The following is a 15,781-nucleotide window of genomic DNA, read 5'->3' on the forward strand; positions in this document are numbered from 1 at the left end:
CCGACTTCTTCCCGCCTTGCGTCACGTCCGGCATTGGCGATCAGGCCTCGTAGCTCGCCCGCACCAGTTCATCGAGCAGCCGTACGCCGAAGCCCGAGCCCCAGGACTGGTTGACCTCGTCGGTCGGCGCGCCCATGGCGGTGCCGGCGATGTCGAGATGCGCCCAGGGCGTGTCCTTGACGAAGCGCTTGAGGAACTGCGCCGCGGTCACCGCGCCGCCGTGGCGGCCGCCGGTGTTCTTCATGTCCGCGAACTTGCTGTCGATCATCTTGTCGTATTCTCGGCCGAGCGGCATGCGCCACAGGGGCTCATGCGTCGCAATGCCGGCAGCAAGGAGCTGCCCCGCCAGGCGGTCATCGTTGGAGAACAGGCCGGCATGATGCGTCGCGAGCGCCACCATGATGGCGCCGGTCAGCGTTGCAAGGTCGATGATCGCCTGCGGCTTGAAGCGATCGTTGCAGTACCAGAGCGCATCGCAAAGCACGAGACGGCCCTCGGCGTCGGTATTGATCACCTCGATCGTCTGGCCGGACATGGAGGTCACGATATCGCCAGGGCGTTGGGCGCTGCCGTCGGGCATGTTTTCCACAAGGCCAATGATGCCGATGGCGTTGACCTTCGCTTCGCGGGCGGCGAGCACGTGCATGAGGCCGGTGACGGCCGCGGCGCCCCCCATGTCGCCCTTCATTTCCTCCATGCCGGCTGCCGGCTTGATCGAGATGCCGCCGCTGTCGAAGACGACGCCCTTGCCGACGAAGGCGAGCGGACGATCCTTCGACTTGCCGCCCTTCCACTGCATGATGACAAGCCGCGGCGGGCGGTTCGACCCTTGTGCGACGCCGAGCAGCGCGCCCATGCCGAGCTTCTTCATTTCCTTTTCGGTGAGGATCTCCACCTCGACGCCGAGCTTTTCCAGCTCCTTCGCCTTGGCGGCAAACTCGACCGGGCCGAGCACGTTTGCCGGTTCGTTCACCAGATCGCGGGCGATAAACACGCCTTCGGCAACGGCCTGCGCCGCCGTGAACGCCTTTTTCGCCGCTATGACCGTGCCGGTGACGATCGTCACCTTGGTCGGCTTGCCGGACGATTTCGCGTCGTCCTCGGCCTTCTTGGTCTTGTAGCTGTCGAAGGCGTAGGCATTCATTTCCATGCCGAGCGCGAAGTCGGCGGCCGCCTTGCCGGTCACGTTGACGTCGTCCGCGTCGATAAAGACCGTCACCCTGTCGACCGAGCCGAGCTTCGCTGCAACGCTACCGCCGGCCTTCAGCCAGTCATGGTCCGTCAGCGCATCCGCGTCTCCAAGACCGAGCACGACGATTCGATCGGCGGGCGAGCCATGCGGCGCGACGATGTCGAGGGTGGAGAACGCCTTGCCGGTAAACTTCTTGATCTTGGCCGCCTTCGCCACCACGTTCTCGGGGTCGGCGACATCGGCGCCGGCAGCCGCCGACGCGCTCGCGGTCTTCAGCAGAACGGCGACGCCGCCGCTCGGCTTGTGGGACTTGGCAAAGGTGAACTCAAACTTCATCGACATTGAAAACTCCGGGTATTTCCTGTCTGGACGCAACCCTTTGGATCGAATGGATCTTTCCGAGGGATCGAGCGCCAGCCCAAGGGGATCGAGGCCGCACAACGCATCCGGGCGACACGGCAGGGCTCATGGCAAGCCGGCCTGTTACCGGGCGGTTACAGTGGCAAATATTCGCATCGTTCGCCACCGTCAAAGCTGTGGCCGGCACCCTTCTCGCTTTTCAACCGCTTGGCAAGATGCCCGCAGATGTTTACATGCGGTTAACCGAGGTTCTTCGCCTTAAATTATCCCTGTTGCTACACAATTCGAGCAGCAGGGATGGCTGGCAAAGGACCGGGCCTCGGTTTACGGACATGGGCGGGACCCGGTTCGACAATCGCCGCCGGAACAGAAACATGAGCAGGATTTTGGACCGGACACGGGCATGAAGCTGATCGAACGCTACATATTCCGGCGTGCCGTGATCATGTTCCTCGCAACGCTCCTGCCGTTGCTCGGCATCGTCTGGACGACTCAGGCGCTGACCAACGTCAACCTCGTCACCGACAACGGCCAGTCCGTCTTCGCCTTCGCCAAGGTGGCGACCCTCATCCTGCCCTCCGTCATCACGATCATCCTGCCCTTTGCGCTGGTGATCGGCGTCACGCAGACGCTGTCGACGATGAACACCGATTCGGAGCTGACGGTGCTCAATGCCGCCGGCAGCTCGCGCATGGCGATCATCCGGCCGGTGATCTACCTGGCCTTGGGCCTCAGCGTGCTTTCCTTCGTGGTCGACAATTTCGTCGAACCCTATTCGCGCACGGCGCTGCGCAAGATGCTGGCAACCGCCAACGCCGACCTCCTGTCATCCGTCGTCCAGGAGAACACATTCCGCAAGGTCGCCGACAATCTCTACGTCCAGGTTGGCGCGCGGCGGGGCGGCGGCGTGCTGCAGGGCATCTTCGTCGCCGATTCGCGCAATCCGAGCTTCGAACTCGTCTACTACGCCCGCGAAGGCGCCATCGACGACAAGAGCTCGGCGCTGGTGATGAAAGACGGGGAAGTGCAACGCAAGCTCCCCGACGGCAGTGTGTCGATCATCAAGTTCGACTCCTACGCCTTCGACCTCGCCGACATGACCAAGACGACGCGCGAGGCAACCATCCGGGCTAAGGACCGCGACCTTCCCGGCCTGATCAATCCGGACCCGGAGGATCATGTCTACAAGAACAATCCGCTTGCGTTTACAGCCGAGCTCAACCGTCGCTTCACGGAATGGACCTTTCCCCTGCTGTTTGGCCTGATCGCGCTCGTCTTTAGCAGCGACGCACGCTCCCACCGCGAAGCGCGGCTTCATCCGATGGTCAGCGCCCTCGGTATGGCGCTGCTCATCCGCTGGATGACGTTTTACGCCGGTAACAGCGCCGAGGACTCCGTTTGGTTCGTACCTTTGATGTATGCGGTGCCGCTGCTTGCGGGCGCGCTCTGCATTCACCAGCTCGTCAGCAACAGGCGGCTGGACATTCCGATGACCGGGCAAGAAAAGCTGCAGGAGCTCCTGGTTCGCCTGCGCCTGATGCGGCCCGATGCCGAGAAAGGGCAGCCGTCATGATGGGCACGCTCGGCCGCTACTTCTTCATGCGCTATGTGATCACGACGTTCTGGTTCCTCGTCGGGATCTTCTCGCTGGTCTTCATCATCGACTTCAGCGAACAGGCGAGCCGGTTGGCGAACCTGCCGCGCTACAGCATCTCCGGCGCCCTTTTGATGACCGCGCTTCGCATCCCGCTGATCCTTCAACAGACGATACCCTTCGTCGCGCTGTTTTCGGCCATGGCGGCGCTGATCTCGCTCAACCGCCGCTACGAGCTGGTCGTGACCCGCGCAGCCGGCATTTCCGTCTGGCAGTTCCTGCGGCCCTTCATCCTCGGCTCCTTCCTCTTCGGCGTGCTGGCGGTCGTAGCGCTCAACCCGCTCGCGGCTTGGGGAACCAAGCGCGGCGAGGCACTTTTGGCCGAATGGGGCTCCACGCGGAACGCCGATGCCGGCTCGATCCCGTGGCTCCGGCAGATCTATAACGGCACGGACACGATCATCGGCGCACGCTCGGTTCAGGACAACGGCACGACGCTTCTCAACGTCACCGTCATCCACTTTGATCCACAGGGCACGATCATTCTGAGACAGGATGCGGCGTCGGCGAAACTCGAAGATGGTTACTGGCTTCTTAACGAGGTCACGGAAACGCGCAACGGACAGCTTCCGCAACGTTTGAAAACAGCACAGCTGGCCACCAATCTTAAGCCGGAGTTTGTTCAGGAACGTCTTGCAAAGGCTGATTCCATTCAGTTTTTCGACCTGCCGCGCAAGATCGAAGTGGCCCGCTCCTTCGGTTTTTCGACCAACGGCATGGAAACCCAATTCCACTCAATGTTGTCGTTGCCGCTACTGCTCGTCGCCATGACGCTGATCGCCGCATGCGTGTCGCTGAAATTTAGCCGGTTTAACCAATCGCGCTCCGTAATTCTCGGTGGCATCCTTTCAGGCTTCGTGCTTTATGTCGTCACCGTGCTTGTCAAAGCATTCGGGAGCAGCGGCATTGTGCCTCCTTTCGTTGCAGCCTGGTTGCCAGTTGTTGTAGCGATGGCGCTGGGCTCGACGATTCTTTTAAATCAGGAGGATGGCTAGTGGCGGTAGTGAACCGCAAACGTATAAGGCTGATCAACGCCGCCCTGCTCGCAGGCGTGGCGCTGCAGACACTTGCCATGGGAATGAGTGCGCCAGCGATGGCGCAGCAGGCTTCGGAGCGCCTCGATTCGTTGCGCCCGAACATGCCGGAAGACGCCAAGCTGCTTCTGTCCGCCAATGAGCTCGTCTACAACAAGGACGCCGAAAAAGTGATCGTGCGCGGCAACGTGCAGATCGATTACGGCGGCTACAAGATGGTGGCCCGCCAGGTCGAGTACGACCAGAAGAAGGGCCGCATCTATGCATCCGGGGAAATCCAGTTCGTCGAGCCGGGCGGCAATGTCGTCTACGCCGACAAGATGGATATCACCGACGATTTCGGGGACGGCTTCCTCGATCAGATGCGCATTGAAACCACCGATCTGACGCGGCTTGCTGCCACGAGCGGCGAGCGCCGGAACGGTGAGGAATTCATCCTGAACGAGGCCGTCTACACGGCCTGCACGCCCTGCTCGACCAAGCCGGAACATCGCTCGCTGTGGCACATCAAGGCCCAGCGCGTCATCCAGAACGGCCGTACGCGGACAATCCGCCTGGAGAACGCCCGCTTCGAACTGTTCGGCAAGCCGATCGCCTATATTCCGGTGATGGAGCTGCCCGACCATACGGTCAAACGCAAGAGCGGCTTCCTGTTCCCGACATTCCGCTCGGCCCAGAAGCTCGGCGTTGGCGTCGGCGTCCCCTACTACTGGGCGATCTCGCCCTATATGGACGCAACGGCAACGCTTACCGGCCTGACGCGACAGGGCTTCCTGCTGGAGGGTGAATTCCGCCAGCGGTTCCACAACGGCTTCCATACGCTGAACTTCGCCGGCATCAGCCAGCTCGACAAGGGCAAGTTCACGCCTGGCACCGTCGACGCGATGCACACCAACCGTGGCATGATCGCCTCGAAGGCGGAGTTCGAGATCAACCCGCGCTGGACCTTCGGCTGGAACGTGCTCGTCCAGTCGGACGCCAACTTCGCCAAGACCTACGAACTGTCGAATTTCGACGGAACGACCTACGTCAACCAGGCGTATCTGAGCGGGCTCGGCAAGCGGAACTACTTCGATCTGCGTGCCTTCTACTTCGACATTCAGGACGCCGACCCCAACAGCATCGAGGAAAACCAGCAGCCGGCGGCGCAGGTGCTCGACTATTCCTACAAGGCACCGGACCCGGTGCTTGGTGGCGAACTTTCCGCGACGTTCAACTTCACCAATGTCAAGCGCAACCGCCTCGACGAGTTTACGCAGGGGGGCGTGTCCCGCTTCCGTGGCCTCGAAGGCACTTCGCATCGCCTGACGGGCGAACTTGAGTGGAAGCGCACCTACATCGCCCCGGGCGGCCTCGTCCTTACGCCGCTGCTGGCGGCGCGCGGCGATGTCCTCGGGCTGAACATGGACAATCCAGGTCCGGCCTACACCGGCGACTTCAACACCAGCGACGCGGCAACGCGGCGCATGTTGACCGCAGGTCTCGAAGCCCGCTACCCGATTCTGTTCGTCGGCGAGGACAGCAGCCACGTGCTCGAACCGATCGCGCAGCTCTATGCACGCCCGAACGAGCAATATGCCGGCGGCCTGCCAAACGAAGACGCGCAGAGCTTCGTGTTCGACGCGACCAACCTCTTCGACCGCGACAAGTTTTCCGGCTTCGACCGGATCGAGGGCGGCACGCGCGCCAATGTCGGTTTCCGCTATACCGGAACCTTCGACAGCGGCTACGGCCTGCGCGGCATCGTCGGCCAGTCGTTCCATCTGGGCGGCCTCAACTCGTTTGCGACGGACGACCTGGTCAAGGCCGGGGCGAATTCCGGTCTCGAGACCAGGAGTTCCGACTATGTTGCCATGTTCGGCATCGATGCACCGTCCGGCCTGATGGCGAGCATTTCCGGCCGCCTCGACGAAAAGGACCTGTCGCTGCGCCGCGCCGACACCACCGTCGGCTATCTCGGCACGACGTGGCAGGCGGCGATGACCTATACGCGCATCGAAGCGCAGCCGCTCTACGGATCTCTGTCCAACCAGGACGAAATCCAGACGGCTGCCGCCTACCGGTTCCATGATTACTGGTCGGTGTTCGGCGCGATCACCTATGACATCAACAAGGATGTCATCTCGCGCAACGGTTTCGGCATCACCTACGACGATCAGGACACGCTGTTCTCGATCGTCTACAAACAGGAACGCGATACCGACGCCAATGTGGCGAACGACTGGTCGATCGGCGCGAGAATCAGCTTCCGTACGCTCGGCGACGTGAACGTCGGCGACACCAAGTTCGAAGAGCTGGACTATTATTGATATCGTCAAGCGAGTGGGCGGGCCAAAAGTTCGCCCATTCGTCGATATCGGCACGGTCAAACGGTCTTGTCATCGTTTGGCCGCATGTATTATGCATTCCCTCCGACAAGATAAGGCAACGGCGCAAGGCCGACAGGCGGACAAAGCCTGTCGACGGTGATAGTCCGGGATATAGGAAAAGATAATGGGCGGGAAAATGTCGATCTTGAGGACACTGTCGGTGCTGGCTTTGGCCGGCACCTTGAGCGTTGCCGTATGCTCCGGAGCTCAGGCAGCAGCGAGCACGGTCAAGGTAACGGTCAACAACACGGTGATTACCTCCGGCGACATCGCCAAGCGCGTGGCCTTCCTTCGCCTGCAGCGCCAGAAGGGCGGCAACGACGAAGCCAAGAAGCAGCTCGTCGACGAAGTTCTCAAGCGGGCCGAGATCGCACGCATCGGCCAGTCCGTCAGCACCCAGGAAGTCGATGCCGCCTATGCGCGCTTCGCCTCGGGCAACAAGCTTTCGACCGAGCAGCTCGGCAAGATCCTCGATCAGGCCGGCGTCGGCGCCGAACATTTCAAGCAATTCATCGCCGTGCAGATGAGCTGGCCGCGTGCGGTCAACTTCCGTTACGGCAGCTCTAACCGCCTCCAGGGCGCCGACCTCGTCAAGCGCATGATGGCAGGCGGCGGACAGAAGCCGGTGACCACCGAGTATTTCCTGCAGCAGGTGATCTTCGTTATTCCCGAGAAGAAGCGCGGCGCGATCACCGCGAAGCGGCAGGCGGAAGCCAACGCCTCGCGCGCTCAGTTCCCCGGCTGCGAAACCTCCAAGGTGTTTGCCGCCAACTATCGCGACGTGTCGATCCGCAGCCTCGGCCGCATGCTTGCCCAGCAGCTGCCTGACGAATGGAAGCCGCTGATCGAGAAGGCCGGCGAGAACGGCACCACCGGAACCCGCGTGACGGAAAAGGGCGTCGAGTACCTGGCGATCTGCAAGAAGCGTGAGGTCAACGACGACACGGCCGCCGAAATCGTCTTCCGCGCCGAGGATATCGGCAAGAAGAAGGCCGGTGGCGAAGACCCGAACAGCGAGAAGTACCTCGAGGAGCTGCGCAAGAAGGCGCAAATCGTCAACAAGTAATCACGACGGAACCATGCGCGAAACAACCGGCGGGCCCCTCGCCCTGACCATGGGCGACCCGGCCGGTATCGGGCCGGACATCAGTCTTTCGGCCTGGCTCGGCCGCCGCGACCGCGCGACGGCCCCCTTCCTCTTCATCGGCGACCCCGCGGTTCTTGCCGCACGCGCCTCGATGCTCGGCTACACAGTGCCCATCCGCGAGACCGATTGCGCCGGCGCGCGCTCCCTCTTCGATACGGCGTTGCCCGTGCTGCCGCTTACCTGCCCTGCCCCGGTCAAGGCCGGTGATCCTGACACGGCCAATGCCAGCGCCGTCATCGGTGCGATCGACACGGCCGTGCGACTGGTGAACGCCGGTCAGGCGTCGGCCGTGGTCACGAACCCGATCGCCAAGGCGGTTCTCTATGACGCCGGCTTCCGCTTTCCGGGCCATACCGAGTATCTCGCCGATCTTGCCGAAAAGGCGACGGGACAGCCGGTGCTGCCGGTGATGATGCTGGCCGGACCGAAGCTGCGCTCCGTTCCAGTCACCATCCATATCCCCTTGAAGGACGTGCCGGAGCAACTGACGCCGGACCTCATCTATCGCACCTGTGCGATTACTGCGGCAGACCTTCGCAATCGCTTCGGACTTCGGCAGCCGCGGCTCGCAATCGCCGGCCTGAACCCGCATGCCGGCGAAAACGGTGCGCTTGGGCTCGAGGACGACGCCGTGATCCGACCGGTCGTCGACCGGCTGCGCGCTGAAGGCATCGATGCCGTTGGACCGCTGCCGGCCGATACGATGTTCCACGATCGCGCACGCGCCACCTACGACGTTGCCATCTGCATGTATCACGACCAGGCGCTGATCCCGGCCAAGGCGCTCGGCTTCGACGACAGCGTCAACGTCACGCTCGGTCTTCCCTTCATCCGCACCTCGCCCGACCACGGCACGGCCTTCAGCCTTGCCGGCAAGGGCATCGCCCGCGACGACAGCCTTCGGGCGGCCCTCGACCTTGCCGCATCGCTTGCGGCCAATATGCCAGGAGATACCCGCTGATGGCCGCCCTTGACGGTCTTCCTCCGCTACGCGACGTCATCCAGCGTCACGGCCTCGATGCCAAGAAGGCGCTCGGCCAGAACTTCCTGCTCGACCTCAACCTGACGCAGAAGATCGCGCGGACCGCCGGTTCGCTCGAAGGCGTGACGGTCATCGAGGTCGGCCCCGGACCGGGCGGCCTCACCCGCGCCATCCTCGCACTCGGCGCCAAGAAGGTCATTGCGATTGAGCGGGACTCGCGCTGCCTGCCGGCACTTGCCGAAATCGGCGCGCATTATCCCGATCGGCTGCAGGTCATCGAAGGCGATGCTTTGAAGACGTCGTTCGAGACGCTTGCCGACGATGGGCCGGTCAAGATCATCGCCAACCTGCCCTACAATGTCGGCACGCAGTTGCTCGTCAACTGGTTGCTGCCCGATCGCTGGCCGCCCTTCTGGCAGTCGCTGACGCTGATGTTCCAGCGCGAAGTGGGCCTGAGGATCGTCGCAGATGCTGATGACGACCACTATGGCCGCCTCGGTGTGCTCTGCGGTTGGCGTACGAAGGCACGGATGGCGTTCGACGTGCCGCCGCAGGCCTTTACGCCACCACCGAAGGTGACGTCGTCCGTGGTCCATCTGGAGCCGGTCGAAAACCCGATCCCCTGCTCGGTCGCAGCCCTCGAGAAGGTGACGCATGCAGCCTTCGGCCAACGCCGCAAGATGCTGCGCCAGAGTCTGAAGCCGCTCGGCGGTGAAGCTTTACTTGCCAAGGCCGACATCGACCCGCAGCGACGTGCCGAAACACTTTCGGTGGAAGAATTCTGCCGGCTGGCAAACTGCCTCTGAGCAGGCATGTGGATCGCAAGGCGCGCGCTACAAACGGACATGAATCAAAAATGGCTCCTCACGGAGCCATTTCTTTTTTGAGCCTTAGAACGGGTTTTCGGTCAGCAGCCCGTTGACGAAATCGAATAGGCCGGGACGCCGGTCGCGGCGCAGGCGTTCGGCCTCGACGATCGCCCGCACGGACGCAAAGGCGCGGTCGAGGTCGTCGTTGAGCACGATGTAGTCATACTCCCGCCAGTGCTCGATCTCGGCGCGCGAATTGGCAAGGCGCGTGGCAATCACCTCTTCACTGTCTTCGGCCCGGCGATGCAGGCGCGACTGCAACTCGGCCATCGACGGCGGCAGGATGAAGATCGAGACGACGTCTCCCGCCATCTTTTCCTGAAGCTGCTGGGCGCCCTGCCAGTCGATATCGAACAGCATGTCCCGGCCTGCGGCCATGGCCGCCTCCACCGCGTCGCGCGGCGTGCCGTAGAAATTGCCGTGCACCTCCGCCCATTCGAGCAGCGAGTCTGTGGACCTCAGCGCCTCGAATTCGCGGATGGACTTGAAGTGATAGTGCCGTCCGTCAATCTCGCTTGGGCGCCGCTGACGCGTCGTCACGCTGACCGAAATGCTCATCTCCGGATCGGCTTCCAGGAGATTGCGCGCAATGGTCGACTTGCCTGCGCCCGACGGCGAGGAAATAACGAGCATCAGCCCACGACGGGCGATCTTGATGGGCGAAGGGGTCGCCGGGTTCATACCTTACTCCAGATTCTGGACCTGTTCGCGGAACTGGTCGATGACGACCTTCAACTCGATGCCGGCCGCAGACACAGCGGCCGCGTTCGACTTGGAACAGATCGTATTTGATTCTCGGTTAAATTCCTGTGCGAGGAAATCGAGCTTGCGCCCGACCGGGCCGCCCTTCGACAGAAGCTCCCGGGCGGCAACGATGTGGGAGCCAAGCCGGTCGATCTCCTCGCGAAGATCTGCCTTGGTGGCGAGCAAAGCGACTTCGGCATGGAGCCGGTCCCGGTCGAGCGACGAGCCGTTGTCCATCACCAGAGCCACCTGCTGCGCCAGCCGGTCGGCAATCGCCGCGGCGCTACGTGACGGGTCGGCCTCGACCGTCGCCGTTAGCCGCTCGATCGTCTCGACCTGCGCCAGCAGGATCTGACAGAGCGCCGCGCCCTCGTCCTCTCGCATCTTGCGCAGATCGGCGAGCGCGCCCGCCAGCCCGGCCAGGATATCGGCGTCGAGCGCCGAGCGCTCTTCTTCGCTCTCCTCCGGCTCGCGGAAGTCGACGATGCCGCGGATCGAGAGAAGCGTGTCGAACCGGAGCGGCGCGGGATCGACGAGATCACCGAGCTGGCCGCGCAGGTTCAGCACCGCCGTCAAGGCTGCCTGGTTGACCACCGCCTCGACGGCCGCCTCGCCGCCACTGACGGAGAGGCCGATCTGAAGATTGCCGCGGGAAAAATACTCTGCTGCGAGCTTGCGCACCTCGGGCTCGAAGCGCTCGAGCCCCTGCGGCAGGCGCAGCCTGAGATCCAGGCCCTTGCCGTTGACGGAGCGCAGCTCCCAGGCCCAACGACGGCGGCCGCTGCTGCCTTCTCTCCGGGCAAAGCCGGTCATCGATTGGAGCGGCATCATCACCTCCGTTGCGGTTTCAGCAGAAGCAATAAGGCGACGGCGCGGCATCCCGCAAGGGATATCCGCGCCGTGATTCGTCCGTCCACAGTGCAAGCATCGCTAGGCGGCGCTGCCGCCCGCGAGAGCGCCGGCCTATTGCGGCTGCGTAGCTGCCGGTTCAGCAGTGCCGGCGTCAGACGCAGCCTTCGCCGCTTCGGCTGCCCGCTCCGCCTCAACCTTGCGCCAGCGGCGGACATTGGCATTGTGTTCGTCGAGCGTTTCGGCAAAGACGTGGCCGCCCGTGCCGTCGGCAACGAAGTAAAGCTCCGGCGTGCGTGACGGATTGGCGACCGCTTCCAGTGCTGCACGGCCAGGGTTGGCGATCGGCGTCGGCGGCAGGCCCTTGATGATATAGGTGTTGTACGGCGTCTGCTTGTCGATATCCGACTTCAGAATCGGCCGGTCCGCCGGCTTTCCGTCACCGCCGAAAATGCCATAGATGATCGTCGGGTCGGATTGCAGCCGCATGCCCTTGTCGAGCCGGTTGATGAAGACCGAAGCGACGCGCGGGCGCTCGTCGGCGCGGCCGGTTTCCTTCTCCACGATCGAGGCAAGCGTCACAAGTTCTTCCACCGTCGAAACCGGCAGATCGGGATCGCGCTTCTCCCAGATCTGGCCGACCAGGATCTTCTGGGCTGCGGCCATCTGCTGGACGATCTCGCCGCGCTTGGTGCCGCGCGTGAACTTGTAGGTGTCAGGCATCAGCGAGCCTTCGGCCGGCAGTTCCGACGGCAGATCGCCGACGAGCACCGGATCATCGGCGAGCCTGTGGAACATCTGCTTGACGGTCAGGCCTTCGGGCAGGGAAACGGAATAGAGGATCGACTTGCCCGACTTCAGGAGCTGCATGACCTCCTGCATCGACGAGCCTGCCTTGATCTCGTATTCGCCGGCCTTCAGCGTCTCGTTGTCGAGATAGGCTTCGGAGACGAAACGGAAAACACGCGCATCGGTGATGATGTTGCCGCGCTCAAGGCCGCTTGCGATCTCGCTCATGCCGGCGCCGCCGCGGACGATGAAGTTTTGGTTCGCCTGCAGCGGGCCCGGCTTTTCGTACTGGTGCATCGCATAATAGACCGTGCCGGCGGCGGCGAGCGCTGCAAACACGATGACGGTCATGACGAAGTTCAGGAAGATCACGACCTGGCTGCGTGCTTTGCGCGATCGTTTCGGCGGCTGCGGCACCTTTTCCGGACGCAGCGCTTCGTTTGCCGATTTCGGAATGATCGGTCCGTTGCTCGCGTTTTCACTGCGGCCGAATTGCGCCGCGCCGTTATCGTTTGAGTCGCTCACGATTATCCCGAACCCGAAATTCGCGGCCTCATTCTCTTCCTGCTTCCGGTGCGAATTTCGGACTGGACCGTGGCAGGCATAGGTCAAATTTATAGAACGGTGCCGCCCAGAAGGCCGGCGTCCGCAGTTACTCAAAAATCCGCGGCCGGTGCAATCTCACCGAAGAACCACAGAAATGTGTCGAATCACCGTCCGTTCAAGGGAACGCGGCGGACGACCGACACTTTAATCCGGAACCTCGGCCCGCGGCAAAAACCGGGCAAACCGTCGTTCCAGGCAATGGCTGAATGGCAATCTGACAGATATGCCTTGCGCGAACATCGCGGTCGGCGAGCGCCATCTTCCATGACGGCGCCTCCTCCCAACACATGCTTGTAGCGAGCAATACGGCAAAAGCTGGATCATCGCGCCGCCTTCTGCGGTCGGCGCAATGATTGGCTCAGGCGACGCTCCGGGCGCGCGATCAGGCGCCGGTGTAGCGACGCAGGACCAACGAAGCGTTGGTGCCGCCGAAACCGAAGGAATTCGAGAGCGCCACGTTGATTTCACGCTTGCGTGCGACATGCGGCACGAGGTCGATCTTCGTCTCGACCGATGGGTTGTCAAGGTTCAGCGTCGGTGGCGCGATGTTGTCGCGGATCGCCAGCGCCGAGAAGATCGCTTCCACCGCGCCGGCAGCGCCGAGCAGGTGGCCAATGGCCGACTTGGTCGAGGACATCGAGATCTTCGACGCGTGCTCGCCAACCAGACGCTCGACGGCGCCAAGCTCGATCGTGTCGGCCATGGTGGAGGTGCCGTGGGCGTTGATGTAGTCGATATCGGCAGCCGTCAGACCGGCGCGCTTCAGCGCCATCTGCATGCAGCGATAGGCACCGTCGCCGTCTTCCGACGGGGCAGTGATGTGGAAGGCATCGCCCGAAAGGCCGTAACCGACGACTTCCGCATAGATCTTGGCGCCGCGCGCCTTGGCATGCTCGAGCTCTTCGAGGATGACGACGCCGGCGCCCTCGCCCATGACGAAGCCGTCGCGGTCGATATCGTAGGGGCGCGAGGCCTTCTGCGGATCGTCGTTGTGCTGGGTCGACAGCGCCTTGCAGGCGGCAAAGCCGGCGAGCGAGATCCGGCAGATCGGCGATTCCGCGCCGCCGGCCACCATGACGTCGGCATCACCGAGCGCGATCAGACGGCTCGCGTCGCCGATCGCATGCGCGCCGGTCGAACAGGCGGTGACGACAGAGTGGTTGGGGCCGCGCAGCTTGTGGCGGATCGACACCTGGCCAGAGGCAAGGTTGATGAGGCGGCCAGGAATGAAGAACGGCGAGATGCGGCGGGGGCCCTTGTCGCGCAGCGTGTAGCCGCCTTCGACGATGCCCTCGAGGCCGCCGATGCCTGAACCGATCAGCACGCCGGTCGCGATCTGGTCCTCGTCCGTCTGCGGCTTCCAGCCGGCATCGGCGAGCGCCATGTCGGCAGCCGCCATCGCATAGACGATGAAGGCATCGACCTTGCGCTGCTCCTTCGGTTCCATCCAGTCGTCGGCGTTGAACGTCGCGTCCGGACCGTCGCCGAAGGGAATGCGGCAAGCGATCTTGGCGGGAAGGTCCTCGACCTCGAATTCGGTCACCTTGCGCGCGGCATTCTGTCCGGCAAGCAGGCGCGCCCACGTCGCCTCAGTTCCGCAACCCAAGGGAGATACCATGCCGGTACCGGTGATAACGACACGTCTCATAGTCCGCGACCCACCCTGATCTTTTCAGTTTCAGAGCCGGATCGGACCACGTGTAACGAACCCGATCCGGGCATCCATTTTAAGGTTCTTATTCACGATCAGAGGGAAATGCGGAAAACGCTTGCTGATCGAAATCCCCGCTCAGCGCGGGATAGCCCACTTCCCTGGGCTGAAACGGGCCGCTTTAGGCGGCCCGTCCACGGCCGAAGCCGCTTCAATATATTAGGCCTGGGCCTTTTCGATGAACTTGACGGCGTCGCCGACAGTCAGGATCGAGTCAGCAGCGTCGTCCGGGATTTCAACGCCGAATTCTTCTTCGAAAGCCATGACCAGTTCGACGGTGTCGAGCGAGTCCGCGCCGAGGTCGTCGATGAAGCTTGCGCCTTCGCTGACCTTTTCGGCGTCGACGCCAAGATGATCAATAACAATTTTCTTTACGCGTTCTGCGATATCGCTCATGTCGGAGTTCCTCGACCTTCGTTTCTGTAGGCGCCTATTCCGGCACCGGTACTCTTCTGTAAGCCTGATAGACCAAGACGGCCCACCCGGCAATCCATCCAACCGGAACTGCGGCAAACCCAAGGCAGCCAAGGCTGCCGGACGCCTGGCGGGACCGGTCGACTGCTAACAGTCATGGCCCGATTAACACGGTTTAACGCTGTCGCAAAGTCCGAAAATGCCTGTCATTCGCTTGCTCAACATTGAATTTCAGGCATTTGGCAGGCGGCATCCCGGGACGTTGAAGATCGCCCGCCGCACAATCTCGGCGGGCGGCCCATCCCGGAAACCGGATCAGATCATCGCCATGCCGCCATTGACGTGAATCGTCTGGCCGGTGACATAACCAGCTTCGTTGGAAGCGAGGTAAGCGACCGCCGAAGCGATTTCGGCGCCGGTGCCCATGCGCTTCATCGGGATCGCGCCCATGATCGCGTCCTTCTGCTTGTCATTGAGCTTGCCGGTCATCGCGCTTTCGATGAAGCCCGGAGCCACGCAGTTGACCGTGACGTTGCGCGTCGCGATTTCCTGGGCAAGCGACTTGGAGAAGCCGATCATGCCGGCCTTGGAGGCGCAGTAGTTCGCCTGGCCAGGGTTGCCGGTGACGCCAACAATGGAGGTGATGTTGACGATGCGGCCGAAACGGCGACGCATCATCGGATGGGTGAGTTCGCGCGTCAGGCGGAATACGGCCGTCAGGTTCACTTCGAGAACGGCATCCCAGTCCTCGTCGCTCATGCGCACGAAGAGGCCGTCCTTGGTGATGCCGGCATTGTTGACGAGGATGTCGACGCCACCGAGTTCGGCTTCAGCCTTTTCGCCGAGCGCCTTGACTTCGGCGCGGTCGGAAAGGTTTGCCGGGAAGAGCTGCACGCGATCGCCAAGTTCGTTGGCAAGCGCTTCGAGCTTTTCGACGCGGGTGCCGTGCAGGCCGACGATGGCGCCCTGAGCGTGCAGCATGCGGGCGATTTCTTCGCCGATACCGCCGGATGCGCCGGTAACGAGAGCCTTGCGGCCGGAAAGATCAAACATCTCTTTGA

At 62.7% G+C, this 15,781-nt stretch carries 13 protein-coding genes; 6 read left to right on the top strand and 7 right to left on the bottom strand.

Going from position 1 to position 15,781, the window contains the following annotated elements:
• Nucleotides 1–40: 40 nt before the first annotated feature.
• The gene (locus M2267_RS15730; protein WP_429115324.1) at nucleotides 41–1,534 is read right to left on the bottom strand and encodes a leucyl aminopeptidase; all 1,494 of its coding nucleotides are present in this window, start codon (nucleotides 1,532–1,534) and stop codon (nucleotides 41–43) included.
• Nucleotides 1,535–1,955: 421 nt separating this feature from the next.
• On the opposite strand from M2267_RS15730, the gene lptF reads away from it, so the two are divergent.
• The 6 genes from lptF to rsmA all read left to right on the top strand — a co-directional run bounded on the left by lptF (nucleotide 1,956) and on the right by rsmA (nucleotide 9,544).
• Nucleotides 1,956–3,125 carry an LPS export ABC transporter permease LptF gene (gene lptF / locus M2267_RS15735; RefSeq protein ID WP_043611379.1) on the top strand — a complete coding sequence of 390 codons (1,170 nt, stop codon included), beginning with the start codon at nucleotides 1,956–1,958 and terminating at the stop codon, nucleotides 3,123–3,125.
• The gene (gene lptG / locus M2267_RS15740) at nucleotides 3,122–4,201 is read left to right on the top strand and encodes an LPS export ABC transporter permease LptG (protein WP_429115326.1); all 1,080 of its coding nucleotides are present in this window, start codon (nucleotides 3,122–3,124) and stop codon (nucleotides 4,199–4,201) included. Before lptF ends, lptG begins: the two co-directional genes overlap by 4 nt.
• Entirely contained in the window at nucleotides 4,201–6,549 is a 2,349-nt protein-coding gene (locus tag M2267_RS15745; RefSeq protein WP_429115328.1) for an LPS-assembly protein LptD, read from the top strand. The genes lptG and M2267_RS15745 overlap by 1 nt, the downstream gene beginning before the upstream one ends.
• Before the next feature lie 184 nt (nucleotides 6,550–6,733).
• Nucleotides 6,734–7,675, top strand: a complete 942-nt coding sequence (locus M2267_RS15750; RefSeq protein WP_429115330.1) for a peptidylprolyl isomerase — start codon at nucleotides 6,734–6,736, stop codon at nucleotides 7,673–7,675.
• Nucleotides 7,676–7,688: 13 nt separating this feature from the next.
• Nucleotides 7,689–8,717 carry a 4-hydroxythreonine-4-phosphate dehydrogenase PdxA gene (gene pdxA, locus M2267_RS15755; protein WP_429115332.1) on the top strand — a complete coding sequence of 343 codons (1,029 nt, stop codon included), beginning with the start codon at nucleotides 7,689–7,691 and terminating at the stop codon, nucleotides 8,715–8,717.
• Nucleotides 8,717–9,544 carry a 16S rRNA (adenine(1518)-N(6)/adenine(1519)-N(6))-dimethyltransferase RsmA gene (gene rsmA / locus M2267_RS15760; RefSeq protein ID WP_429115334.1) on the top strand — a complete coding sequence of 276 codons (828 nt, stop codon included), beginning with the start codon at nucleotides 8,717–8,719 and terminating at the stop codon, nucleotides 9,542–9,544. The genes pdxA and rsmA overlap by 1 nt, the downstream gene beginning before the upstream one ends.
• An 84-nt stretch (nucleotides 9,545–9,628) precedes the next feature.
• Here the strand turns inward: rsmA and gmk are convergent, their stop codons facing one another.
• The 6 genes from gmk to fabG form a co-directional block, all read right to left on the bottom strand.
• Nucleotides 9,629–10,288: a guanylate kinase gene (gene gmk, locus M2267_RS15765; RefSeq protein ID WP_034803935.1), complete on the bottom strand. Its 660-nt coding sequence runs from the start codon at nucleotides 10,286–10,288 to the stop codon at nucleotides 9,629–9,631.
• Between the two features lie 3 nt (nucleotides 10,289–10,291).
• Nucleotides 10,292–11,179: a YicC/YloC family endoribonuclease gene (locus M2267_RS15770; protein ID WP_043611489.1), complete on the bottom strand. Its 888-nt coding sequence runs from the start codon at nucleotides 11,177–11,179 to the stop codon at nucleotides 10,292–10,294.
• A gap of 135 nt (nucleotides 11,180–11,314) precedes the next feature.
• A complete protein-coding gene (gene mltG / locus M2267_RS15775; protein WP_043611372.1) occupies nucleotides 11,315–12,514 on the bottom strand; it encodes an endolytic transglycosylase MltG in 1,200 nt (399 codons plus the stop codon).
• 463 nt (nucleotides 12,515–12,977) lie between these two features.
• A complete protein-coding gene (gene fabF / locus M2267_RS15780) occupies nucleotides 12,978–14,243 on the bottom strand; it encodes a beta-ketoacyl-ACP synthase II (protein ID WP_429115336.1) in 1,266 nt (421 codons plus the stop codon).
• A gap of 222 nt (nucleotides 14,244–14,465) precedes the next feature.
• Nucleotides 14,466–14,702, bottom strand: a complete 237-nt coding sequence (locus tag M2267_RS15785) for an acyl carrier protein (RefSeq protein WP_003531676.1) — start codon at nucleotides 14,700–14,702, stop codon at nucleotides 14,466–14,468.
• Between the two features lie 333 nt (nucleotides 14,703–15,035).
• Nucleotides 15,036–15,773, bottom strand: a complete 738-nt coding sequence (gene fabG / locus M2267_RS15790; protein ID WP_043611367.1) for a 3-oxoacyl-[acyl-carrier-protein] reductase — start codon at nucleotides 15,771–15,773, stop codon at nucleotides 15,036–15,038.
• Nucleotides 15,774–15,781 lie beyond the last annotated feature (8 nt).

The organism is Ensifer sp. KUDG1 (assembly GCF_050434285.1).
Taxonomy (GTDB): Bacteria; Pseudomonadota; Alphaproteobacteria; order Rhizobiales; family Rhizobiaceae; genus Ensifer.